Origin of the sequence: Azorhizophilus paspali (assembly GCF_043587585.2) — a bacterium.
GTDB lineage: Bacteria > Pseudomonadota > Gammaproteobacteria > Pseudomonadales > Pseudomonadaceae > Azotobacter > Azotobacter paspali.
The window spans coordinates 3,098,358-3,118,909 of the sequence record NZ_CP171449.1 but is presented as its reverse complement, the minus strand read 5'-3'; the positions used below and the strand labels follow the sequence as shown (position 1 = coordinate 3,118,909).

The following is a 20,552-nucleotide window of genomic DNA, read 5'->3' as shown; positions in this document are numbered from 1 at the left end:
GCCAGCCGGCTGCGGCATCCTTGTGGAAATCGTCGATCTCCGGCTCCATCGTGTCTTTTATTGACGGTAGGTTTTGAGGAAGTTGCCGATGCGGCCGATGGCCTGTTCGAGGTCGTCGACCCGCGGCAAGGTGACCACGCGGAAGTGGTCCGGCCACGGCCAGTTGAAGGCGGTGCCCTGGACGATCAACAGCTTTTCCTGCAGCAGCAGGTCGAGGACGAATTTCTCGTCGTTGTGGATCGGGCAAACCTTGGGGTCGATCTTCGGAAAAGCGTAGAGTGCGCCCATCGGCTTGACGCAACTGACTCCGGGAATGTCGTTGAGCAATTCCCAGGTACGGTTGCGCTGCTCTAGAAGGCGGCCGCCGGGCAGGATCAGGTCGTTGATGCTCTGGTAACCGCCGAGGGCGGTCTGAATCGCGTGCTGAGCCGGCACGTTGGCGCACAGGCGCATATTGGCGAGGATGTCGATGCCCTCGATGTAGCTCTGCGCCTTGTGCCTGGGACCGGAGATGGCTACCCAGCCGGAGCGGAAGCCTGCCACCCGATAGGCTTTGGACAGGCCGTTGAAGGTCAGGCAGAGCACGTCCGGCGCCAGGGAGGCGGTGGAAATGTGCTGGGCGTCGTCGTAGAGGATCTTGTCGTAGATCTCGTCGGAGAAGATCACCAAGTTGTGCTGCCGGGCGACCTCGACGATCCGCTCGAGCACTTCCCGCGGGTAGACCGCGCCGGTGGGGTTGTTCGGGTTGATCAGCAGCAGCGCTTTGGTGTTGCGGGTGATCTTGGCCTCGATGTCGGCGATGTCGGGATACCAGTTCGACTGCTCATCGCACAGGTAATGCACCGCCTTGCCGCCGGCCAGGCTGGTGGCCGCTGTCCACAATGGGTAGTCGGGTGCCGGGATCAGCACTTCGTCGCCGTTGTTGAGCAGGGCCTGCAGGACCATGACGATCAGCTCGGACACACCATTGCCCAGGTAGATGTCCTCGATGCCGATGCCTTCCACCTTCTTCTGCTGGTAGTACTGCATCACCGCTTTGCGGGCGCTGAACAGCCCCTTGGAGTCGCTATAGCCTTGGGCGGTGGGCAGGTTGCGGATCACGTCCTGGAGGATTTCCTCGGGGGCCTCGAAACCGAACGGCGCCGGGTTGCCGATGTTCAGCTTGAGGATGCGGTGGCCTTCCTCCTCCAGACGCTTGGCGTGCTTGAGCACCGGCCCGCGAATGTCGTAGCAGACGTTGGCGAGCTTGTTCGATTTATTGACCTGCATGTGTGTGATCCCGAAGAAGAAGCGCGCAGGAACTGGAATCGGGGCAGGGAAGGAGGACGGTGGTGCCGGCCGGGGCCGGGAGCCGGGGGCGGCGAACGCAGCCATCCCTCGCCGCCGGGCCGATTCGGGCCTTGCGGCCTTGGCTATGGATGACGCGGATGACAAACTAGTTGTGAATCATACGTCGCGGCCCGATTCGGTGGAAAGGTATCGGTTGGGCTTTTTTCCAGTCAACGAGGAACACGCATGGACAAGCTCGAAAAATCCCTTGATGTCTGGCGGGAGCTACTGTCCGATGAACGTTTCCGCATCTGCCGCCTGGGCGGCACCGAGCGGGCCTTCAGCGGCGAGTACTACGCCACCAGCGTGCCCGGGGTCTACCATTGTGCCTGCTGCGATGCGCCGCTATTCGATTCCGACGCCAAGTACGACGCCGGCTGCGGCTGGCCCAGCTACTTCCAGCCGGTGGTCGCCAACGCCCTGACCAGCCGCGACGACTACAGCCACGGCATGTACCGCATCGAGGTGCTCTGCGCCCGCTGCGATGCCCACCTGGGCCATGTGTTTCCCGACGGCCCACCGCCAACCGGGCTGCGTTATTGCATCAACTCCGCCTCGCTGCGCCTGAAGCCGCGCGACGAGGGCTGAGCCGGCAGACTTCATTCCCGATCTGTTCCGGGCAGTGGCCGGAACAGTCCCGGAGCTTTTGGGAGGCATTCCGTATGCACGACCCGCTGTTCGGCATTCCCCTCGATGACCAGCTGCGGACGCTGGCCGATTTTCCCGGGCGCGCCTGGCTGGTCGTGAACACGGCCAGCCGTTGCGGTTTCACGCCCCAGTACGAAGGCCTGCAGATGCTCTGGCAGCGTTATCGGGAAAGGGGATTGGTGGTGCTCGGCTTCCCCTGCGATCAGTTCGGTCATCAGGAGCCAGGCAATGAGCTCGAAATCGCCGAGTTCTGCCAGCTTCGCTATGGCGTCGATTTTCCGCTGTTTCAGAAGGTCGAGGTCAATGGACCCCGGGCACACCTCCTGTTCGTGGAGTTGAAGAAGCGTGCGCCAGGCCTGCTGGGTAGCCAGAGCGTGAAGTGGAACTTCACCAAGTTCCTGATCGGCCGGGAGGGCCGGGTGATCAGGCGTTTCGCTCCCGTGACCGGCCCACGCGAGCTGTGTGGCGAAATCGAAGCCCTGCTTGAATAAGGCTTGGCCGACGGCCAGTATCAGGCAGGCCTCGTGTAGTGCTGTTTGCTCGTTTGCCGCAGAGTCCTCGGACCCATCGTCGGCTCCGCTCATGTGGCATTCGCCCCGCCCGGTAGCCAAGTATGCAGCATGTTGGCCAGATCCTCGCGTCGCAAGGGCTTGGCCAGGTAGTCGTTCATGCCGGCGGTGCGGCAACGTTCGCGTTCCTCCGGCAGGACATTGGCGGTCAGCGCGATGATCGGCAGTTCCGACCAGCGCCCGTCCTGACGAATCCGCCGGCTGGTTTCGTAGCCGTCCATCACCGGCATGTTGCAGTCCATCAGGATCAGATCGACCGGACCGTGTTCCAGATAGGACAGCGCTTCGGCGCCATGGGGGGCGATGGCGACCTCGTAGCCCAGCTTGGCGAGCATCCCCTTGGCGACCATCTGGTTGACCGGGTTGTCCTCGACCAGCAGAACCTGGCGCTGTCGCGGCGTCGCCTGCACCGCTTCGAGAGCGGCTAGCTGAGGCTCCTCGACGGCCTGCAGGGCGCGTACCACCGCTTGGTACAGGGCTGCGCGGGAGAGCGGTCGCGCCAGTTGCTGGAGGGGCGCCAAGGCGTGTGTCTCCTCCCGTGGCAAGAAGCTGCCGTAGGCAGCCACCACCAGAAAAGGCGCACTGACCGCCGGACGCATGCCCAGCAGGCATTGCGGGCAGTCGGTGATCAGCAGATCGGTGCCGATTCCCGCCAGGCCGCTGCCGATGTCCAGGCGCCGATACTCCAGCCCCCAGCTCGGTAAGTGCATCTCCAGCAGTTGCGCCAGGCCGCTGCTGCCGGGGGTCATGCCGATGACGCGGCCGTGCAGCGGGGCACGAGGCTTAGCCGGCGTGTGGCAGGGCAGCGGCAGCTCGACGGTGAAGGTGCTGCCCAGGCCCTCCTTGGAGAAGAAGGTGAGCTGGCCCTGCATGGCATCGCAGAGCTTGCGGGTCAGGGCCAGGCCGAGACCGGTTCCGCCGTACTGGCGGGTGATGTTGGCGGTGGCCTGGGCGAACGGCTGGAAGATGCGTGTCTGGGCTTCCCGGGAGATGCCGATGCCGGTGTCGCGGATGACCAGCCGTACGTTCTCGCCGCTGGCCTGCAGGCAGACGTCGACCCGTCCGAAGCGGGTGAACTTGAGCGCGTTGGAGATCAGGTTGCTGGCGATCTGCCTGACCCGCGTCGGGTCGCCGATCACCTGGGTCGGCAGCCCGGGGTCGATCAGGCAGGTAAGCTCGACGCCGGGCGCCGCGCTCTGCGAGAGTAGAGCGGTGGCATCCTCGATCAATGCGCCGAAGTCGAAGGGAATCCGCTCCAACTCCATCTGGCCGGATTCGAATTTGGACAGGTCGAGTACATCGTTGAGCAGGCGGACCAGCACCTTGCCGGAGGCGTAGGCGACCGACAACTGCTGGCGCTGCTCGTTGCTGAGCGGGCCGTCGAGAGACAGCGACAGCATGCCGAGCAGGCCGTTCAGCGGCGTGCGGATCTCGTGGCTCATGTTGGCGAGAAAGGCCGAGCGTGCCTGGGCCATCTCCAGGGCGGTACTGCGGGCCGCCTCCAGATCGCGGTTGCTCTGCGTCAGGCGGGCGTTGGCCGCCTCCAGCTCGGCGGTACGCGCGGAGACCATGTTCTCCAGCTCGCCGAGATATTCCGTCAGGCGGTTTTCGGCCTCGCGCCGCTGCTTGATCTCCTGGCCGGTCTTGCGCAGCAACTGGTTGATGGCCTGGACCAGGATACCGATCTCGTCGCTTCCATGGCTTGGCGGGCAGGGCAGCGGCCGGCTCTCGTTGGGGTTGTGTTCGCTCAGGCGCTGGATGATGCCGATCAGCGGCCGGGTCAGCATCCGGTTGAACACCACCAGCAGGAGCAGGGCGAGCAGCAGGCTACTGGCGAAGCCGGTCAGCAGGGTGAGTCCGGAGCGTTCGAGAAAAGCGCTGCCGAAGGCATAGGTGTCGATTTCCAGGCGCAGGAAGCCGAGGGCTTCGTCGGGGGCGTGGGCGATGCTCAGCGGTGCCTCGAAGTAGCGCCTGGGCTTGAACAGCATGTCGCTGAGCACCCGGTATTCGCTGTTCATCGCCGGGCGACTGACCGCCGCCAGGGGGCGCTGGTCGCTGTCGACGATCTCGGCACCGATTACTGCCGGCGAACGCAGCAGGCCGAGCAGCAGTTCCTGGGCCAGTTCGGCATCGATGTTGTAAGCGATGCGCGCCGCCGGGTTGAGGCTGATCTGCTGCAGACTGTTGATTTCGCGTTCGATGGATGCGCTCTGGCTGGCATAATCCAGACTGATTTTCGCCAGGCTGAGCAAGGTACCGAGCACGAACGCGGCCAGTACCGCCAGCGAGGCCTGCTTGTAGGAGAGGCGGTTGGTTGGCGCTATGTTCATGCAGTGGCAGGAGTCCAGATGCTAGCCGCGTAGGATAACTCAAGCATGTCTCGGGCTGGCAGAACCCTTCATGCATTCTGATTATCTATAAAGGACGGATTGTGAACGCCAGATTGAACGAATTTCTTGACCAAGCCCAGGTCCTGCTGGACCGTCTCGAACCCCTGTTGCCGGCCGTGCAGCCCCCGCTCGACTGGAGCTGCACCCTGGCAGCGCGCTGGCAGCGCAGCGGACGCGACGGAGCGCTGCTGCCGTTGCAGGTGAACCTGGATCTGCATCTGGTCGACTTGATCGGTGTGGACAGCCAGCGCGATCAACTGTCGCGCAACACCCATCAGTTCGTCGCCGGCCTGCCCGCCAACCACGCCCTGCTGTGGGGCGCTCGTGGTACCGGTAAATCTTCCCTGGTCCGCGCCCTGCTGGCCGAGTATGCCGGAGCCGGCCTACGCCTGATCGAGATCGAGCGCGATCACCTGGCCGACCTGCCACGGGTGGTCGAGCGGCTGGTCGGTCTGCCGCAGCGCTTTGTGCTGTTCTGTGACGACCTGTCCTTCGAGGCCGGCGACGGCGACTACCGGGTACTCAAGAGCGTGCTGGACGGTTCCCTGGAGCGCGCGCCGGACAACGTGCTGCTCTACGCCACCTCCAACCGCCGTCACCTGATGCCGGAGCGGCAGAGCGACAACGACAACTGGCAACTGGTGGACGGCGAGGTGCACCCGAACGAGGCCGTGGAAGACAAGATCGCCCTGTCCGACCGCTTCGGTCTGTGGCTGTCCTTCTATCCCTTTACCCAGGACCACTACCTGTCCGTGGTGCGCCACTGGATCTCGGTGCAGGCCGGACAGTGCGGACTGGCCTGGGACTGGGACGAGTCCCTGGAACAGGCGGCGATTCGCTGGGCCCAGGGGCGCGGCAACCGTAATGGCCGCTGCGCCTACCAGTTCGCCCGCCACTGGGTCGGCCTGCGACTGCTCGGATGACCGTCCGATGCCGGGAAGTCCTTGATTTGGAAAATCTTTATTCGGGTGTTGACGGCTTTCGAAAGGCTCCCTAGAATGCGCCCCACTTCCGGTGCCGACGCGAAAGCCAAGTGCTGGAGGCTGGAAGATCCGTTAAAGCTCCAGGCCGCGTCCCCTTCGTCTAGTGGCCTAGGACACCGCCCTTTCACGGCGGTAACAGGGGTTCGAGTCCCCTAGGGGACGCCAAAGCGGGAATAGCTCAGTTGGTAGAGCACGACCTTGCCAAGGTCGGGGTCGCGAGTTCGAGTCTCGTTTCCCGCTCCAAGTTCTCGAAGGCGTCGATGTACGAGTCGTCACTTTCACCACAAGGTTCGAGCGAGGAGCCTTGAGGATCTGGCCGGAAAGGGCCGTTCGATCCGAAAGTCCGAAAGGACTACCCCTGCGGGAATAGCTCAGTTGGTAGAGCACGACCTTGCCAAGGTCGGGGTCGCGAGTTCGAGTCTCGTTTCCCGCTCCAAATTCGCGAAAACGCTGCCGCTCGGGCGGCGTTTTCGTTTTCGGTCCCGACCAGACCTCGCGAGCCCGCCATTCGGCGGGCTTTTCGCGTTCAGTGCCTGCTGCTGTCTTCCGGCAGGGCGAGCATCTGTTTTTCCCGGTTCCAGTCGAAAGGCTTGTCCTGTTCTTCGGCATCGAAGCGGCGTTCGTCGAGTTCTTGGTACAAGGCGATTTCCTCGTCCGGCATGAAATGCAGGCAGTCCCCGCCGAAGAACCACAGCAGATCGCGCGGCACCAGGTGGGCGATCTGCGGATAGCGGTGGAATACCTGGCAGATCATGTCCTGACCCAGATGGCGATCCTCCGGGATCTTCGGCAGGGACATCAGCAACTCGTCGAAGCGTTCCATGAACAGCGCATGGCTCTCGTCGGAGACTTGTTCGGCTTCGCCCAGTGCGATGAGCAGGGCACGTAGTTGGGCGAGCAGCGCGAGGTTGTGGTCGAGGTAGGACGTGGGCATGGGATACCTGCGATCAAATGGGTGCGAAGTATAACAGTCCGCTGCGCCGACTCCCTTCGCACCGCGGGACCGATGTACGCGGGTTCGTTCTCAGCGAACCCTGCCTTCGCTCAATTGGACCTCTTCGCGGGCGAAATCGTCGACCCGTATGACCAGCATCCGCGCCTCTTCCGCCGCTCGCAGGGCAGCGGCTTCGGCGTCGTCCAGTACACCGCCGGCCTGCGCCGCATCGATCGGATCGACCCTAGGAGGCGGACGCAACCGGCCGTCGCGAAGCGCCGCGCGCAACTTTCCGGCGCTGTCGCGGGTGGCGGTGAGCCGCTCGAAGGCTTGGCGCAGGGCGCCGAGCGGCTGCTCGGGGGACTGCGGACGATGACAGCCATCGAGCAGCGCCGCCAAAGCCGGATCGTCCTCGGCGCGGCCGAGGATGGCGGCGATCTGGGCATCCAGTCGGTCGGACGGCCCCCGATGGCGACGACCGAGGGGAAAAACCAGGAGGCGCAGCAGCACGCCAAGGGCACGACCGGGGAAGTTGGCGAGAATGCCGGCCAGGGCTTCTTCGGTCCGGGCCAGTGATTCTTCCATGGCCCAGTCGAGCAAGACGCGCTGCTCATGGGGTTGTCCCTGATCGTGATAGCGCTTGAGCGCGGCCGAGCCGAGATAGAGGTGGCTCAATGCGTCGGCCAGGCGTGCCGAGAGACGCTCGCGGCGTTTCAGTTCGGCGCCGAGCCGCAGCAGGCTGAGGTCGACGAGCAAGGCGAAGGCTGCCGCCAGGCGATTGAGGGCGCGGAAGTGGCGGCGGCTCGGGGCATCGCCCGGAACCCGATCCAGTCGGCCGCCACCGAGGCCGAGCAACAGGCTGCTGGCGGCATTGCCGACGATGTGGCCCAGGTGTCCGCGTAGCAGCGTATCGAATTCGTCCAGCGCGCCGGCCTGATCCGCCCGGCGGGCGAGGTTCATCTCCCGCAGCAGATAGGGATGGCTGCGCACGGCACCCTGGCCGAAGATCATCAGGTTGCGGGTGAGGATGTTGGCGCCTTCCACGGTGATGAAGATCGGGGCGATCTGCCAGAGGCGCGCCAGGTAGTTGCCCGGGCCGAGGATGACGCCCTTGCCGCCGTGGATGTCCATGGCGTGGGCGATGCATTCGCGGGCGCGTTCAGTCGACTGGAACTTGAGGATGGCCGAGAGTACCGCGGGTTTCTCGCTGAGATCCACCGCCTGGGCGGTGAGCAGGCGCGCGCTGTCCATCAGCCAGGCGTTGCCGCCGATGCGCGCCAGGGCTTCCTGGATGCCTTCGAAGCTGGCCAGCGGCACGCCGAACTGCTCGCGGATGCGTGCATAGCGCCCGCAGGTGTAGCTGCAGCTCTTGGCTACGCTGGTACCGACCGCCGGCAGGGAGATCGAGCGCCCCACCGCCAGGCATTCCATCAGCATCGACCAGCCTCTGCCGATCGTCGCTTGGCCGCCGATGAGAAAATCCAGCGGCACGAATACGTCCCGGCCGGCGTTCGGTCCGTTCATGAAGGCGGCGCCGAGCGGCAGGTGGCGGCGACCGATCTCGATGCCCGGCGTGTCGGTGGGGATTAGCGCCAGGCTGATGCCCAGCTCTTCGCGGTCGCCGAGCAGATGGTCGGGGTCGTAGGTCTTGAAGGCCAGGCCGAGCAGGGTGGCCACCGGCCCGAGAGTGATGTAGCGCTTCTCCCAATTCAGGCGCAGGCCGAGTACTTCTTCTCCCTGCCACAGACCATGGCAGACGATGCCGCTGTCGGGCATGGCGCCGGCATCGGAGCCTGCATGCGGGCCGGTCAGGGCGAAGCAGGGGATTTCCCGGCCGTCGGCCAGGCGCGGCAGGTAGTGGCGGCGCTGCTCCTCGGTGCCGTAGCGCAGCAGCAGTTCCGCCGGACCCAGTGAGTTGGGCACCATCACCGTCGAGGCCAGATCGCCGCTGCGGCTGGCCAGTTTCATCACGACCTGCGAATGGGCATGGGCGGAAAAGCCCTTGCCGCCGTACTCCTGCGGGATGATCAGGGCGAAGAAGCCCTGCGCCTTGATAAAGGCCCAGGCCTCGGGCGGCAAGTCGAGGCGCTGGCCGATCTCCCAGTCGCTGACCATGGCGCACAGTTCCTCGACGGGGCCGTCGAGAAAGGCCTGCTCTTTTGCCGTGAGACTGGGCTTCGGGTAACCCAGCAGCCTGTTCCAGTCCGGTCGCCCGCCGAACAGCTCGCCGTCCCACCACACGCTGCCGGCCTCGATGGCCTCGCGCTCGGTGTCGGAGAGGGGCGGCAAGGCCTTGCCCAGCCAGCTTAGCAGCGGGCCGCTGAAGTAGCGCCGGCGCAGGTGCGGCGCGAGCAGCGGCAGGGCGAGCGCTAGCCAGGGCAGCCAGAGCAGCGTCAGCAGCCAGCCGGGGGCATCGCCGGAGAGTCCCATGGCGATCAGGTACAGGGCAAGCAATGCCAGGACGAGCAGGGCCGGCGTGCGCAGATGGGCCAACACGAGCAGGCCGATGGCCAGAAGCAGAAGCCAGGCGAGCAGCATGGGCATCCTCCCGAGAAGGGGCAGACCGGCGCATGGGCCTGCCGGAAGGCGCGATTCTTTTGAGGATAGTCGAGTACGGCTGGAAGCGGTCGGGGCGACGGCCTTTCGAGGCCGTGGTTGCAATCTTGATGCCTCGCCCCAATATGCCGCTTTCCCGATCAGTTACGTGCGCGTATTCCCATGAGTTCCGCCCTGTCCATTCGGCAACTGACCAAGACCTACGCCAATGGTTTTAAGGCCCTGCGGGGTATCGACCTGGACGTGGCCGAGGGCGATTTCTTCGCCCTGCTCGGCCCCAACGGGGCCGGCAAGTCCACCACCATCGGCATTCTCTCGACGCTGGTGAACAAGACCGGCGGCAGCGTGCAAGTGTTCGGTCACGACCTCGATCGCGACCCGAGCGGTCTCAAGCGCTGCCTCGGCGTGGTGCCGCAGGAGTTCAACTTCAACCAGTTCGAGAAGACTTTCGACATCGTCGTCACCCAGGCCGGCTACTATGGCATCCCGGCGCGCATCGCCAGGGGCCGCGCCGAGCAATACCTGACCCAATTGGGGCTGTGGGACAAGCGCGACCTGCCCTCGCGCATGCTCTCCGGCGGCATGAAGCGGCGCCTGATGATCGCCCGGGCGCTGGTCCACCAGCCACGCCTGCTGATCCTCGACGAGCCCACCGCCGGGGTGGACATCGAGCTGCGCCGTTCGATGTGGAGCTTTCTCGGCGAACTCAACCGCCAGGGCATCACCATCATTCTCACCACCCACTACCTGGAGGAGGCCGAGCAGCTCTGCCGCCATATCGGCATCATCGACCACGGGCGGATCGTCGAGCACACCAGCATGCGCGAGCTGCTGAAGAAGTTGCACCTGGAGACCTTCCTGCTCGACCTCAAGGAGCCGCAACTGGTCGAGCCGCAATTGTCGGGCTATCCGGCGCGGTTGGTGGACGACCATACCCTGGAGGTGCAGGTGGAGAAGAGCCACGGCATGACCGAGTTGTTCGCCCAACTGGACCGGCAGGGCATCGAAGTGCTCAGCCTGCGCAACAAAACCAATCGCCTGGAGGAGCTGTTCGTGTCCCTGGTGGAGAGGAGTCTCGATGGAGTGGCGCCATGAGTCTGGAACTGCGTGCCAACCTGGTCGCCCTGAAGACCATCGTCGTCCGCGAAGTGAATCGCTTCCTGCGCATCTGGCCGCAGACCCTGCTGCCGCCGGCGATCACCATGGTGCTGTACTTCGTGATCTTCGGAAACCTGATCGGCGGACGCATCGGCGAGATGGGCGGCTTCGCCTACATGGACTACATAGTGCCCGGCCTGATCATGATGGCGGTGATTACCAATTCCTATGGCAACGTGGTGTCGAGCTTCTTCAGCAGCAAGTTCCACCGTTCGATTGAGGAACTGATGGTGGCGCCGGTCTCGCCGCACATCATCCTGCTCGGCTATGTCATCGGCGGCGTGCTGCGCGGCCTGGCGGTGGGACTGATCGTAACCCTGCTGTCGCTGTTCTTCGCCGATCTGCAGGTGCATCACCTGGGGCTGATAGTGCTGGTGGTGCTGCTCACCGCGAGCATCTTCTCGCTCGGTGGCTTCGTCAACGCGGTGTTCGCGCGCAACTTCGACGACATCTCGATCATCCCGACCTTCGTCCTGACGCCCCTGACCTACCTCGGCGGGGTGTTCTACTCGATCGACCTGTTGCCGCCGTTCTGGCAGGCGGTGTCGCTGGGCAACCCCATCCTGCACATGGTCAACGCCTTCCGCTACGGCATCCTCGGCGTCTCCGACATCCACATCGGCGTCGCCATCGGCTTCATGCTGCTGGCTAGCGCGCTGCTGTACGCCTATTGCCTGCATCTGCTGGCGAGCGGACGTGGCTTGCGCCAATAGGCCGGGCACAGCCGGCGCATGGTCGGCTTCAGGTAAATTCGAGGATGAAGCGAGTCCAGCCCTCGCTGGACTCGCAGCGGATCTCCCCGCCATGGGCGCGGACGATGGAGCGGGCCAGGGCGAGGCCCAGGCCGGCGTGCTCGCCGTCGCCTTCGCGCCGTGCCGGATCGACCCGGTAGAAGCGGTCGAACAGTTTCGGCAACTGCTCGGGCAGTATAGCCGGGCCGCTGTTACCGACCTCGAGGCGCAGGCGGCTCGGGGTGCCGGTCAGCTCCAGGCGAATCTCGCCGCCGGCCGGGGTGAAGCGCAGGGCGTTGTCCAGCAGGTTGGACAGCGCCCGGAGCAGCATGCCGCGGTCGGCCATCAACTGGGCATCGCCACGGCGTTCCAGGTGTATCCCGGCATCCTCGGCCAGCGGTGCGAAGTAGTCGAGCAGCGTGTCGATCTCTGTGCCGAGCGTCAGCGGCTCGCGGTTCGGCAACAGCAGGCCGTGGTCCGCCTTGGCCAGCAGTAGCATGTCGGCGACCATCTGCGCCAGCCGCTGCAGTTCCTCCAGGTTGGAATGCAGGGCCTCGCGGTACTCCTCCAGGGCGCGTGGCCGGGAGAGAGTCACCTGGGTTTGGGTCAGCAGATTGGACAGTGGCGTGCGTAGCTCGTGGGCGATGTCCGCGGAGAAGGCCGAGAGCCTGGCGAAGGCATCCTCCAGCCGCGCCAGCATGGCGTTGAAGGCCTGCGCCAGTTCGGCCAGCTCGGCGGGCTGGCGGTCCTGTTCCAGGCGGGTGGTCAGCGAGCTGGCGGAAATCCCGCCCGCCACTTCGCCCATCCGCCGCAACGGGCGCAGGCTGCGGCGCACTGCCCAGGCGCCGAGCAGGGCGGTGGCCAGGGCGGACAGACCGACGCCGAACCAAATCATGCGCTGCATATCTTCGAGAAAATGCCGGTGGTGAGCGATGTTCAGGCGCACGACCAGCCGCGTGCCATCGGCGTTCCGTGCCTCCAGGGTGCGCAGGGCGGCGGGATCGCTATCGGGGAGGCTGTCGAACCAGAGGTGACCGTCGCCGCCGATGATATGCAGGCTCAGCTCCGGATGCCGGGCCAGCTCTTCCCGCACGGCGGGCAAGCGACCCGGCAGGTCCGCCTGGTCGGCGACGCCGTCGAGCAGGCCGCGCAGCACCGCCAGTTCGCCCGCCAGTCGTTGTCGATCGAGTTCGACGAAGTGCGCCTCGCTGGCCTGGTTGAAGAAGAGCCCGGCGAGCAGCGAGACGGCCGCGCTGCAAGCGGCGAACAGCAGGCTCAGGCGCGTACCGAGGGATAGCGGTCTCATGGCGCCTCGCGCACCTCGAGGACATAGCCGAGGCCGCGCACCGTATGGATCAGCGGCGGCACGAAGCTGTCGTCGATCTTCGCGCGCAGGCGGCGCACGGCCACTTCCACAACGTTGGTCCCGCTGTCGAAGTGCATGTTCCAGACCTCGACGGCAATCAGCGACTTGGGCAGCACTTCGCCCTGGCGGCGCAGCAGCAGTTCGAGCAGGGCGAATTCCCTGGGCGCCAGCTCGATGCGCCGGCCGTTGCGGCGGACTCGCCGGCGCAACAGATCGAGCTCCAGGTCGGCGGCCTGCAGGCGGGTTTCCGGGGCCGAGACCTGCCCGCGGCGCAGCAGGCTGCGCACCCGCGCCAGCAACTCGGCGAAGGCGAAGGGCTTGACCAGGTAGTCGTCGGCACCCAGCTCCAGGCCGTGCACCCGGTCCGCCACCGCATCGCGGGCAGTGAGAAACAGCACCGGCGTCTCCAGGCCCGCCTGGCGCACAGCGTTCAGGATCTGCCAGCCGTCGCGCTCGGGCAGCATCACGTCGAGGATCAGCAGATCGTACTCGCCTGCCAGCGCCAGGCGTTCGCCGCTCGTGCCGTCGACGGCCAGATCGACGGCGAAGCCGGCCTCGCCGAGTCCCTGCAGCAGGGCGCAGCCGGTCTTGGGTTCGTCTTCGACGATCAGCAATTTCATCGTCATGTCCACCAAGAAAGGAGATCCTTTATAGCGGCTACTGGCCCGTTCGTCCTGCGGCATGAAAGCCGGTCGCGAACCCGATACACTGCCGCGTTCGATCAGGTCACCCGGTTTTCGCATCATGCATCCCGCCGCCGAAGATTCCCCGCTGGGCAAGTCCAGCGAATACCTCGACACCTACACGCCGTCCCTGCTGTTCCCCATCCCGCGCGCGCCGAAATGGGCCGAGCTGGGGCTGGCGGCCGAAAATCTGCCGTACCTCGGGGTGGATGTGTGGAACTGCTACGAGCTGTCGTGGCTGCTGCCTTCCGGCAAGCCGGTGGTGGCCGTCGGCGAGTTCGTGATCCCTGCCGATTCGCCGAACATCGTCGAATCGAAGTCCTTCAAGCTCTATCTCAACTCGCTCAATCAGACCGTCTTCGCCGACCGCGAAGTGTTGCGCGAGACTCTGGCCAGGGATCTTTCCGCCGCCAGCGGCGCGCCGGTGGCGGTGCGCCTGCGCAGTCTGGACGAAGTGCAGGAGCATGGCGTCGCGACATTGCCCGGACAGTGCATCGACGAACTGGACGTGACTATCGACCGCTATAGGCGGCCGTCGGCCGAGCTGCTGCGCTGCGACTCGGCGCGCCGAGTGGAACAGGTGCTGCACAGCCATCTGCTCAAGTCCAACTGCCCGGTGACCGGTCAGCCGGACTGGGGCAGCCTGGTGGTCGATTACCATGGCCCGGAGCTGGACCCCGCCAGTCTGCTGGCCTATGTGGTGAGCTTCCGCCAGCATGCGGATTTCCACGAGCAGTGCGTCGAGCGCATCTTCCTCGATCTGTTGCGCCTGCTGGAGCCGGAGCGGCTGACCGTCTATGCGCGCTACGTGCGCCGTGGCGGATTGGACATCAACCCCTGGCGCAGCACCGGGGCGATGGTCGCGGGCAACTGGCGCCTGGCGCGCCAGTGACGGGGCGGGCGCACTGCCCGCTCAGTGCTTCCAGAAGCTCGGCGTCACCAGCACCAGCACGGTGATGATCTCCAGGCGGCCGAGCAGCATGCCGATCGACAGCAGCCACTTAGCGGAATCCGGCAGGCTGGCGAAGTTGCCGGTCGGGCCGATGGTGGGGCCGAGGCCGGGACCCACGTTGCACACCGCGGTGGCCGCGCCGGTCAGGGCGGTGATCAGGTCGAGCCCGATGAAGCTGAGGCCCAGGGCGATGGCGCCGATGGTGATGGTGAAGAAGAACGAGAAGGTGAGGATCGAGCGGACGATTTCCTCGTCGAGGTTGTGGCCGTTGTACTGTTGCTTGAGCACTGCCCGGGGGTGGATCAACTGGCGCATGTTGGACTTGAGCAGCACATAGGCGACCTGGAAGCGGAAGATTTTCAGGCCGCCGGTGGTCGAGCCCGAGCAGCCGCCGACGAAGGTCAGGTAGAAGAACAGCATGGTCGCGAACCCGCCCCACTGCGTGTAGTCGCCGAGGGCGAAGCCGGTGGTGCTGACCACCGACACCACATTTAGGGTGACGACGCGCAGGGCGTCGACGAGCGAGTGGTCGGAGTGTTGCCAGTACCAGAGGCCGAACAGCAGGCTGGTGAGGATTAGCATCAGCAGGAAGCCGCGCACCTGATGGTCGCGGAACAGGGCCTGGTGGTTGCCGCGCAGGGTGGATACGTAGAGGGTGAAAGGTAGGCTGCCGAGCAGCATGAAGACGATGGCTATCCAATGTGCGGCCGGGCTGAACTTGCCCATCGAGGCGTCCGAGGTGGAAAAGCCGCCGGTGGAAATGGTCGACATCGCATGATTGATGGCGTCGAACCAGTTCATCCCGGCCAGATGGAAGGCCAGGATGCCGATCACGGTAAAGCCGACGTAGATGCCGACGATGTACTTGGCCACCATGTGCGAGCGCGGCATCACCTTTTCCGACCAGTCCGAGGATTCGGTCTGGAACAGGCGCATGCCGCCGACGCGCAGCAGTGGCAGGATCGCCACCGCCATGGCGATGAAGCCGATGCCGCCCAGCCAGTGCAGCATGGAGCGCCACATCAGCACGCCGGGCGAGGCGCTGTCCAGCCCGGACAGCACGGTCGAGCCGGTGGTGGTGATGCCGGACATGGTTTCGAAGAAGGCGTCGGTGTAACTGATGTTCTGCAGCAGGTTCAGCGGCAGGGCGGCGAAGACGCAGACCACCAGCCAACTGGTGGTGGTCAGCAGGTACATGTCGCGTGGCCGCAGATGCACCTGTTCGGGACGGCCGGGGAGGATCAGGGCGACCCCGGCGCCGAGGGTGATCATGCTCGCCCAGACGAAGGATTCGATCTCGTGGGTATGCTCGTAGATCACCAGGGTCAGCATCGGCAGAACCATGCCGGTGGCGAGTGTGATCAGGAAGAGGCCGAGAATGAAACCGATGATGCGCAGGGTCGGCAGAGCCATGGAAAGAGCCTGAGCTGAGTGTTCAAGGCGGGCCATTCTACCCGCGTCGGTCGCCCTGTAAACCGCTCGTCCGGCTGCTGGCCCTCTTCACAAGCGCATGCCGGCGAATAGAATAGCGATGCTTTTTTGGGGCAGGCGGGCGGAGGGCGTCCTGCGGCTTTCTTGCCGTTCCTTCGCGCAGCCTGGGTGCCGGCCCGTGCCGGTTTCTTGTCGTTTCCCAATCATGTCCGATCAGAATCCTTGTTTGACGTGCGGCGCCTGCTGCGCACACTTTCGTGTGTCCTTCTATTGGGGCGAGTGCCATTGCGCCGGCGGACCTGTTCCCGACGATCTGGTGCTACCGGTGGGGCCGCATCTGGTGGCGATGCGTGGTACCGAGAGCAGGCCGGTGCGTTGCGCCGGGCTGCTCGGCGAGGTCGGCGGCTCGGTACGCTGTACCCTCTATGGACAGCGTTCCAGTACCTGCCGGGAGTTCGAGGCCTCCTGGAGCAACGGCCAAGCCAATCCCTGCTGCGACAAGGCCCGCGCCGCCCATGGCCTGCCACCGTTGACGCCGCCGTTGCAGCCGGATCTGGCCCCGCAGCGGGTGGCCTGAAGGGGGAGCCCGGCGTAGACTTTTCCCCGCACAGTCCAAGGAGGTGCTCATGGAGGCTCTCGATGCCCTGCTCAATCGCGTTTCCGTCGCTCGCCTGCGTGATCCGGCGCCGAGTGCCGAGCAGCGCGAGCGCCTGTTCGCTGCCGCCTTGCGCGTGCCGGACCATGCGCAATTGCGGCCCTGGCGCTTTCTGAGCGTGGAGGGCGAGGCCCGGGTACGTCTCGGCGAGCTGTTCGCCCGCGCCATTGCCGACAACCAGCCGGATGTCCACGAGGCGGTTCTGCAAAAAGCTCGCAGTGCGCCGCTGCGGGCACCGTTGCTGGTGGTGGTGATCGCCAGCCCGAAGGCGCATCCCAGGGTGCCGGAGATCGAGCAGGTGTTGAGCGCCGGCTGTGCCGCCCATGCCTTGCTGCTGGCCGCCCATGCCCAGGGGCTCGGCGCCATGTGGCGGACCGGCGATGTGGCTTACGATCCGCTGGTGGCAGCCGGCCTGGGCCTGGCCGGCAATGAGCGGATCGTCGGTTTTCTCTATTTGGGAACCCCAGAGGGTGAGCCACGGGTGCCGCACCGGTTGGATACGGTCGAGTTCGTCGACGCCTGGCTAGGCTGAAGGCAAGAGGGATCAGCGGGGCGTGGTCAGCGGCAGATCGAGGGTGGCGACGAAGCCGCCGTCCGGGTGATTGGCGAAAATCAGCCGGCCGTTGTGGCGTTCCGCGGCGCGCCGGGCGATGGCCAGCCCCAGCCCGTGGCCGGCCGCGCTCTGTCCGGGCGCGCGGTAGAAGGGCTCGTCCAAGCGGGCCAGGTGCTCCTCCGCCACGCCCGGGCCGTGATCGCGCACGCTGAGCAGCAGGTGTTCGCCTTGGCGTTTGGCGTGGATTTCCACCGGCTGGCCCGCCGGGCTGAAACGCAGGGCATTGCGCAGCAGGTTGTCCAGCGCCCGTTCGAGCATGTCCGGCCAGCCAGACAGTTCGAGTCCCGGGGCCAGTTCGCTGCGGATTTCCCGGTCCGGAGTGCTGAGTGCGTAGTCGTTGCGCAGGCGCGCGACCAGTTCGCTCAGATCGATCGGGTGAGCCGCGCCGGGATCCGCGTCGAGGCGCGCGAGGGCGAGGATCTCGCCGATCAATGCCTCTAGGCGGTCGCATTCCTGGGTCAGGCGTGGCCACAGGTGGGCACGCTCCTGCGCATCGGCGCGCTCGGCCAGGGCCAGGGCGATGCGCAGTCGCGCCAGCGGCGAGCGCAGCTCGTGGGAGACGTCGCGCAGCAACTGGCGCTGGCTGCCGATCAGGCCCTGCAGACGTGCGCCCATGCGGTTGAAGTCGCGTGCCAGCACGCCCAGTTCGTCGTGCCGGTCGGCCAGTCGCGCCAGGCTGTTCTGTTGATAGCTGGTCTGGCCGAGATCGTGTACGGCGCGGCGCAGGCGGTTCAGCGGGCGGGTGATGGAGGCGGTCAGCAGTAGGCTGAACAGGGTCAGCACCACCAGAGCGATGAACAGGGCGCTGAGCGGCCAGAGCAGGCTGTCTTGGCGCCAGTCCTGCAGTTCCCCATGGGCAATCCGGTAGATGAAAAAGTAGCTCTGCCCGGTTTTCGGGCTGGTGTACTCCTGGCTCAACTGGCGCCAAGGAAAGCGTGGCAGATTGGGGCGGTTGTCGGAGTCGGGCGGTGGCGGCGACCGATCGCGGCGGACAATAGGGTCGCGGCTGGACAGGTGGCGGCCGGCGTCGTCCAGCACCTGGACGGAAACGCGGTACTGCCGGCGGTTTTCGTCCAGCAAAAATTGCGCGGCCAGTGCGCCCTGGGCCTCGTAGCGCTCCGTCCAGCGGGCGGCGAGGTCCTGCATGCCGGGGTGGCGGGCGATGATCAAGGCATCGTTGTTCAATGCCCGGCCGAGCAGGATGGACAGCCCGGCGACCAGCACCAAGGCCAGCCAGAACGCTGCCAGGACTCGCCAGAAGAGTGAGCGCATAGGGAATCCGGTGCCGATGTGTCTGGCCCTTCGATCGACCGGTTGCGGCGATTCGGGTCAACCAGTCAACCGAGTAGGCCTCTGGACGGAAAAGCCGGGTCGCCGGAAAGCGACCCGGCTGGGTGGACTTATTGCGGCTTGACTTCCTTCTCGGCCTTCCACTTGCGGAACTCTTCCCACTCGGCGCGGCGCTTCTCCTGCTCGGCCTTGCGCTCGTCGAAGGCTTTCTGCTGTTCCGGGGTCAGTTGGTCGCGGAAAGCCTTGTCAGCTTTCTCGCGGCTCGCCTGCAATTCTTTCTGCATTGCCTCTTTGTCGGCCTCGGACAGCTTGTCCAGGTAGCGCTGAGTGATTTCGCGATTCTCCTTGCTGGCCTCCTTGCGGGCTTCGAACATGGCCTTGCGTTGTTCGTCGGTCAGCTTGAGTCCATGCGCGGGGCCCATCATCCCCTGCATGCCTTCCGGGCCTTTATGCTGGTGATAGCCGGGCTCCATGGCACAGGGCGGATGGCCCGGTTCGGCGGCGAGCGCGGCGGCGGGCAGGGCGGCGGCGAGCAGTAGCATGGAAAGGGTCTTGCGCATGATATGTCTCCTTGGTGCGAAATCGGCTTGTTTGCCGGACGACTTCAGTCTAGGGAAAGCACGGTCAGGTGAGGTCAGGCGAGGGTAAAGGCTGGGTAAAGTTACCTTCAGGCGCTGTAGTAGTAGCCCCTGCTGCGCAGGGCGAGGATGCGCGGGCTGCCGTCGGGGTGAGGACCGAGCTTCTTGCGCAGGTTGCTGACGTGCATGTCCAGGCTGCGGTCGTAGAGGGTCAGTTTGCGGCCGAGGGCCAGTTGCGCCAGGGTCTGCTTGTCCACCGGCTTGCCGGGCTGGCGCAGCAGGGCTTCGAGCAGGCGGCTCTCGGAGGCGGTGAGAGCGACCTCGTGCCCTGCGATGTCGACCACTCCGCGCACCGTGCTAAAGCATAGATCGCCCAGTTCCAATTGGCTGGAGGCCGCCGGCGGCTGGCTGCGGCGCAGCACGGCGCGCAGGCGGGCGGTCAGCTCGCGCGGGTCGCAGGGTTTGGCCAGATAGTCGTCCGCGCCGAGCTCCAGGCCGAGGATGCGGTCGAGCGGCTCGCCTCGGGCGGAGAGCATCAGCACCGGCAGATCCGGGAAGTTGCCGCGCAACTGCTTGAGCAGTTCCAGGCCTGAACCGTCGGGCAGCATCACATCCAGCACCACGACGTCCGGAGTCTTTTCGGCGAGGGCGCCGCGAGCGGCCTGGCCATCATGGCAGGCGCGCATCTGGAAGCCTTCCTGGGTCAGCCAACTGCCCAGCAGTTCGCACAGCTCGCAGTCGTCGTCGATCAGCAGTAGTTCGCTCATGGTGGGGCGTGGTCAGGGCAGGACCTTGTTAAAGGGTTTGACCCTGACCTCGGCATACACGCCGGCGGCGCAATAGGGATCGGCATCGGCCCAGGCGCGGGCGGCTTCCAGGGATTCGAACTCGGCGACCACCAGGCTGCCGCTGAAGCCGGCGGAACCGGGATCGGAGCTGTCCACGGCGGGATGCGGGCCGGCCAGCATTAGGCGACCTTCCTGCTTCAGTTGCTGCAGACGGGCAAGGTGGGCGGGACGAGCGCCCAGGCGCTTGTCCAGGGAATTTGCCACGTCGGTGGCGATGATGGCGTAGAGCATGTCAATCCTTGGATTTGGCTGCGGATTCGCTGCTGTGTTCATGCATGTGGCGGGCAAGGAAGACCCCTTGGCCGACCAGGAACAGGATGGTCATGCCCAGGCTGCCGAACACTTTGAAGTCGACCCAGAACTCATGGAAGGTGAAGGCGACGAACAGGTTGGCGCAACCGCTGAAGATGAAGAACGCCACCCAGGCGAGATTCAGGCGCGTCCATAGCGGCGCCGGCAGGCTGACCGCATGCCCCAGAATGCGCTGGATCAGCGGGCGGTCGCCGATGAAGTGGCTGGCGGCGAAGCCCACGGCGAACAGCCAGTTGACCACCGGCGCTTTCCACTTGAGGAAGGTCTCGCTCTGAAAGGTCAGGGTCATGCCGCCGAACACCAGGCAGGCGAGGAGGGTGATCCACTGGCCTTTTTCCAGCCGCCGCTGGATCAAAAACAGGGCGCCATAAACCAGCAGCGAGGCGAGGATCAAGACCGCGGTGGCACTGAAGATGCCGCCGAAGGTGAAGCTGTGGCCGGCCAGTTCGACGATCCGGGGCTCCAGCTTGTAGACGATGAAAAAGAGAATCAGCGGAATGAAATCGATGAATTGTTTCACTGTGGC

Annotated in this window: 20 protein-coding genes and 3 tRNA genes; 11 read left to right on the top strand and 12 right to left on the bottom strand. The window is 65.3% G+C overall.

The window, feature by feature from the left end; translation table 11 throughout:
* Positions 1-57: 57 nt before the first annotated feature.
* Complete coding sequence (locus ACGI6K_RS15085; protein WP_376945954.1) at positions 58-1,269, bottom strand: pyridoxal phosphate-dependent aminotransferase; 1,212 nt, start codon at positions 1,267-1,269, stop codon at positions 58-60.
* Between the two features lie 246 nt (positions 1,270-1,515).
* Between ACGI6K_RS15085 and msrB the strand changes: the two genes are divergently transcribed.
* Positions 1,516-1,917 carry a peptide-methionine (R)-S-oxide reductase MsrB gene (gene msrB / locus ACGI6K_RS15080; protein ID WP_376945956.1) on the top strand — a complete coding sequence of 134 codons (402 nt, stop codon included), beginning with the start codon at positions 1,516-1,518 and terminating at the stop codon, positions 1,915-1,917.
* Positions 1,918-1,991: 74 nt separating this feature from the next.
* Complete coding sequence (locus ACGI6K_RS15075) at positions 1,992-2,468, top strand: glutathione peroxidase (RefSeq protein WP_376945958.1); 477 nt, start codon at positions 1,992-1,994, stop codon at positions 2,466-2,468.
* A gap of 89 nt (positions 2,469-2,557) precedes the next feature.
* Here the strand turns inward: ACGI6K_RS15075 and ACGI6K_RS15070 are convergent, their stop codons facing one another.
* Positions 2,558-4,876, bottom strand: coding sequence for a hybrid sensor histidine kinase/response regulator (locus ACGI6K_RS15070; RefSeq protein ID WP_376945960.1), 2,319 nt, complete (start codon positions 4,874-4,876; stop codon positions 2,558-2,560).
* 101 nt (positions 4,877-4,977) lie between these two features.
* Between ACGI6K_RS15070 and ACGI6K_RS15065 the strand changes: the two genes are divergently transcribed.
* The 4 genes from ACGI6K_RS15065 to ACGI6K_RS15050 all read left to right on the top strand — a co-directional run bounded on the left by ACGI6K_RS15065 (position 4,978) and on the right by ACGI6K_RS15050 (position 6,355).
* Positions 4,978-5,859, top strand: a complete 882-nt coding sequence (locus ACGI6K_RS15065) for an ATP-binding protein (RefSeq protein WP_376945962.1) — start codon at positions 4,978-4,980, stop codon at positions 5,857-5,859.
* A 149-nt stretch (positions 5,860-6,008) separates the two neighbouring features.
* Positions 6,009-6,084 (top strand) — tRNA-Glu (locus tag ACGI6K_RS15060).
* Positions 6,085-6,086: 2 nt separating this feature from the next.
* A tRNA-Gly gene (locus ACGI6K_RS15055) sits at positions 6,087-6,162 on the top strand.
* A gap of 117 nt (positions 6,163-6,279) precedes the next feature.
* Positions 6,280-6,355: transfer RNA gene (locus tag ACGI6K_RS15050), tRNA-Gly, on the top strand.
* Between the two features lie 90 nt (positions 6,356-6,445).
* Here ACGI6K_RS15050 and ACGI6K_RS15045 read toward each other — a convergent pair.
* Both ACGI6K_RS15045 and ACGI6K_RS15040 read right to left on the bottom strand, forming a co-directional pair.
* Positions 6,446-6,853 carry a PA2817 family protein gene (locus tag ACGI6K_RS15045; RefSeq protein WP_376945964.1) on the bottom strand — a complete coding sequence of 136 codons (408 nt, stop codon included), beginning with the start codon at positions 6,851-6,853 and terminating at the stop codon, positions 6,446-6,448.
* A gap of 90 nt (positions 6,854-6,943) precedes the next feature.
* Positions 6,944-9,391 carry an acyl-CoA dehydrogenase gene (locus ACGI6K_RS15040; protein WP_376945966.1) on the bottom strand — a complete coding sequence of 816 codons (2,448 nt, stop codon included), beginning with the start codon at positions 9,389-9,391 and terminating at the stop codon, positions 6,944-6,946.
* Positions 9,392-9,571: 180 nt separating this feature from the next.
* Between ACGI6K_RS15040 and ACGI6K_RS15035 the strand changes: the two genes are divergently transcribed.
* Positions 9,572-10,504: an ABC transporter ATP-binding protein gene (locus tag ACGI6K_RS15035; RefSeq protein WP_376945968.1), complete on the top strand. Its 933-nt coding sequence runs from the start codon at positions 9,572-9,574 to the stop codon at positions 10,502-10,504.
* Complete coding sequence (locus ACGI6K_RS15030; RefSeq protein WP_376945970.1) at positions 10,501-11,280, top strand: ABC transporter permease; 780 nt, start codon at positions 10,501-10,503, stop codon at positions 11,278-11,280. Before ACGI6K_RS15035 ends, ACGI6K_RS15030 begins: the two co-directional genes overlap by 4 nt.
* A 28-nt stretch (positions 11,281-11,308) precedes the next feature.
* Here ACGI6K_RS15030 and ACGI6K_RS15025 read toward each other — a convergent pair whose 3' ends face one another.
* The gene (locus ACGI6K_RS15025) at positions 11,309-12,604 is read right to left on the bottom strand and encodes a heavy metal sensor histidine kinase (RefSeq protein ID WP_376945972.1); all 1,296 of its coding nucleotides are present in this window, start codon (positions 12,602-12,604) and stop codon (positions 11,309-11,311) included.
* Positions 12,601-13,284: a heavy metal response regulator transcription factor gene (locus ACGI6K_RS15020; RefSeq protein ID WP_376945974.1), complete on the bottom strand. Its 684-nt coding sequence runs from the start codon at positions 13,282-13,284 to the stop codon at positions 12,601-12,603. The genes ACGI6K_RS15025 and ACGI6K_RS15020 overlap by 4 nt, the downstream gene beginning before the upstream one ends.
* A 124-nt stretch (positions 13,285-13,408) precedes the next feature.
* Here ACGI6K_RS15020 and queF point away from each other — a divergent pair, with 124 nt between their 5' ends.
* Positions 13,409-14,239 carry an NADPH-dependent 7-cyano-7-deazaguanine reductase QueF gene (gene queF, locus ACGI6K_RS15015; RefSeq protein WP_376945976.1) on the top strand — a complete coding sequence of 277 codons (831 nt, stop codon included), beginning with the start codon at positions 13,409-13,411 and terminating at the stop codon, positions 14,237-14,239.
* 21 nt (positions 14,240-14,260) lie between these two features.
* Here queF and ACGI6K_RS15010 read toward each other — a convergent pair whose 3' ends face one another.
* The gene (locus ACGI6K_RS15010; protein ID WP_376945978.1) at positions 14,261-15,712 is read right to left on the bottom strand and encodes a TrkH family potassium uptake protein; all 1,452 of its coding nucleotides are present in this window, start codon (positions 15,710-15,712) and stop codon (positions 14,261-14,263) included.
* A gap of 223 nt (positions 15,713-15,935) precedes the next feature.
* Between ACGI6K_RS15010 and ACGI6K_RS15005 the strand changes: the two genes are divergently transcribed.
* Both ACGI6K_RS15005 and ACGI6K_RS15000 read left to right on the top strand, forming a co-directional pair.
* The gene (locus ACGI6K_RS15005) at positions 15,936-16,307 is read left to right on the top strand and encodes a YkgJ family cysteine cluster protein (protein ID WP_376945980.1); all 372 of its coding nucleotides are present in this window, start codon (positions 15,936-15,938) and stop codon (positions 16,305-16,307) included.
* A gap of 49 nt (positions 16,308-16,356) precedes the next feature.
* A complete protein-coding gene (locus tag ACGI6K_RS15000; protein ID WP_376945982.1) occupies positions 16,357-16,917 on the top strand; it encodes a nitroreductase family protein in 561 nt (186 codons plus the stop codon).
* Between the two features lie 12 nt (positions 16,918-16,929).
* Here the strand turns inward: ACGI6K_RS15000 and ACGI6K_RS14995 are convergent, their stop codons facing one another.
* From ACGI6K_RS14995 to ACGI6K_RS14975, 5 genes are all read right to left on the bottom strand, one after another.
* Entirely contained in the window at positions 16,930-18,270 is a 1,341-nt protein-coding gene (locus ACGI6K_RS14995; RefSeq protein ID WP_376945984.1) for a sensor histidine kinase, read from the bottom strand.
* A gap of 128 nt (positions 18,271-18,398) precedes the next feature.
* The gene (locus ACGI6K_RS14990; RefSeq protein WP_376945987.1) at positions 18,399-18,848 is read right to left on the bottom strand and encodes a Spy/CpxP family protein refolding chaperone; all 450 of its coding nucleotides are present in this window, start codon (positions 18,846-18,848) and stop codon (positions 18,399-18,401) included.
* Positions 18,849-18,955: 107 nt separating this feature from the next.
* Positions 18,956-19,633 carry a response regulator transcription factor gene (locus tag ACGI6K_RS14985; RefSeq protein WP_376945989.1) on the bottom strand — a complete coding sequence of 226 codons (678 nt, stop codon included), beginning with the start codon at positions 19,631-19,633 and terminating at the stop codon, positions 18,956-18,958.
* A gap of 12 nt (positions 19,634-19,645) precedes the next feature.
* Positions 19,646-19,945 carry a YciI family protein gene (locus ACGI6K_RS14980; RefSeq protein WP_376945991.1) on the bottom strand — a complete coding sequence of 100 codons (300 nt, stop codon included), beginning with the start codon at positions 19,943-19,945 and terminating at the stop codon, positions 19,646-19,648.
* 1 nt (position 19,946) lies between these two features.
* On the bottom strand, positions 19,947-20,546 hold the full coding sequence (locus ACGI6K_RS14975; protein ID WP_376945993.1) for a septation protein A: 600 nt from the start codon (positions 20,544-20,546) through the stop codon (positions 19,947-19,949).
* Between the last annotated feature and the right edge of the window lie 6 nt (positions 20,547-20,552).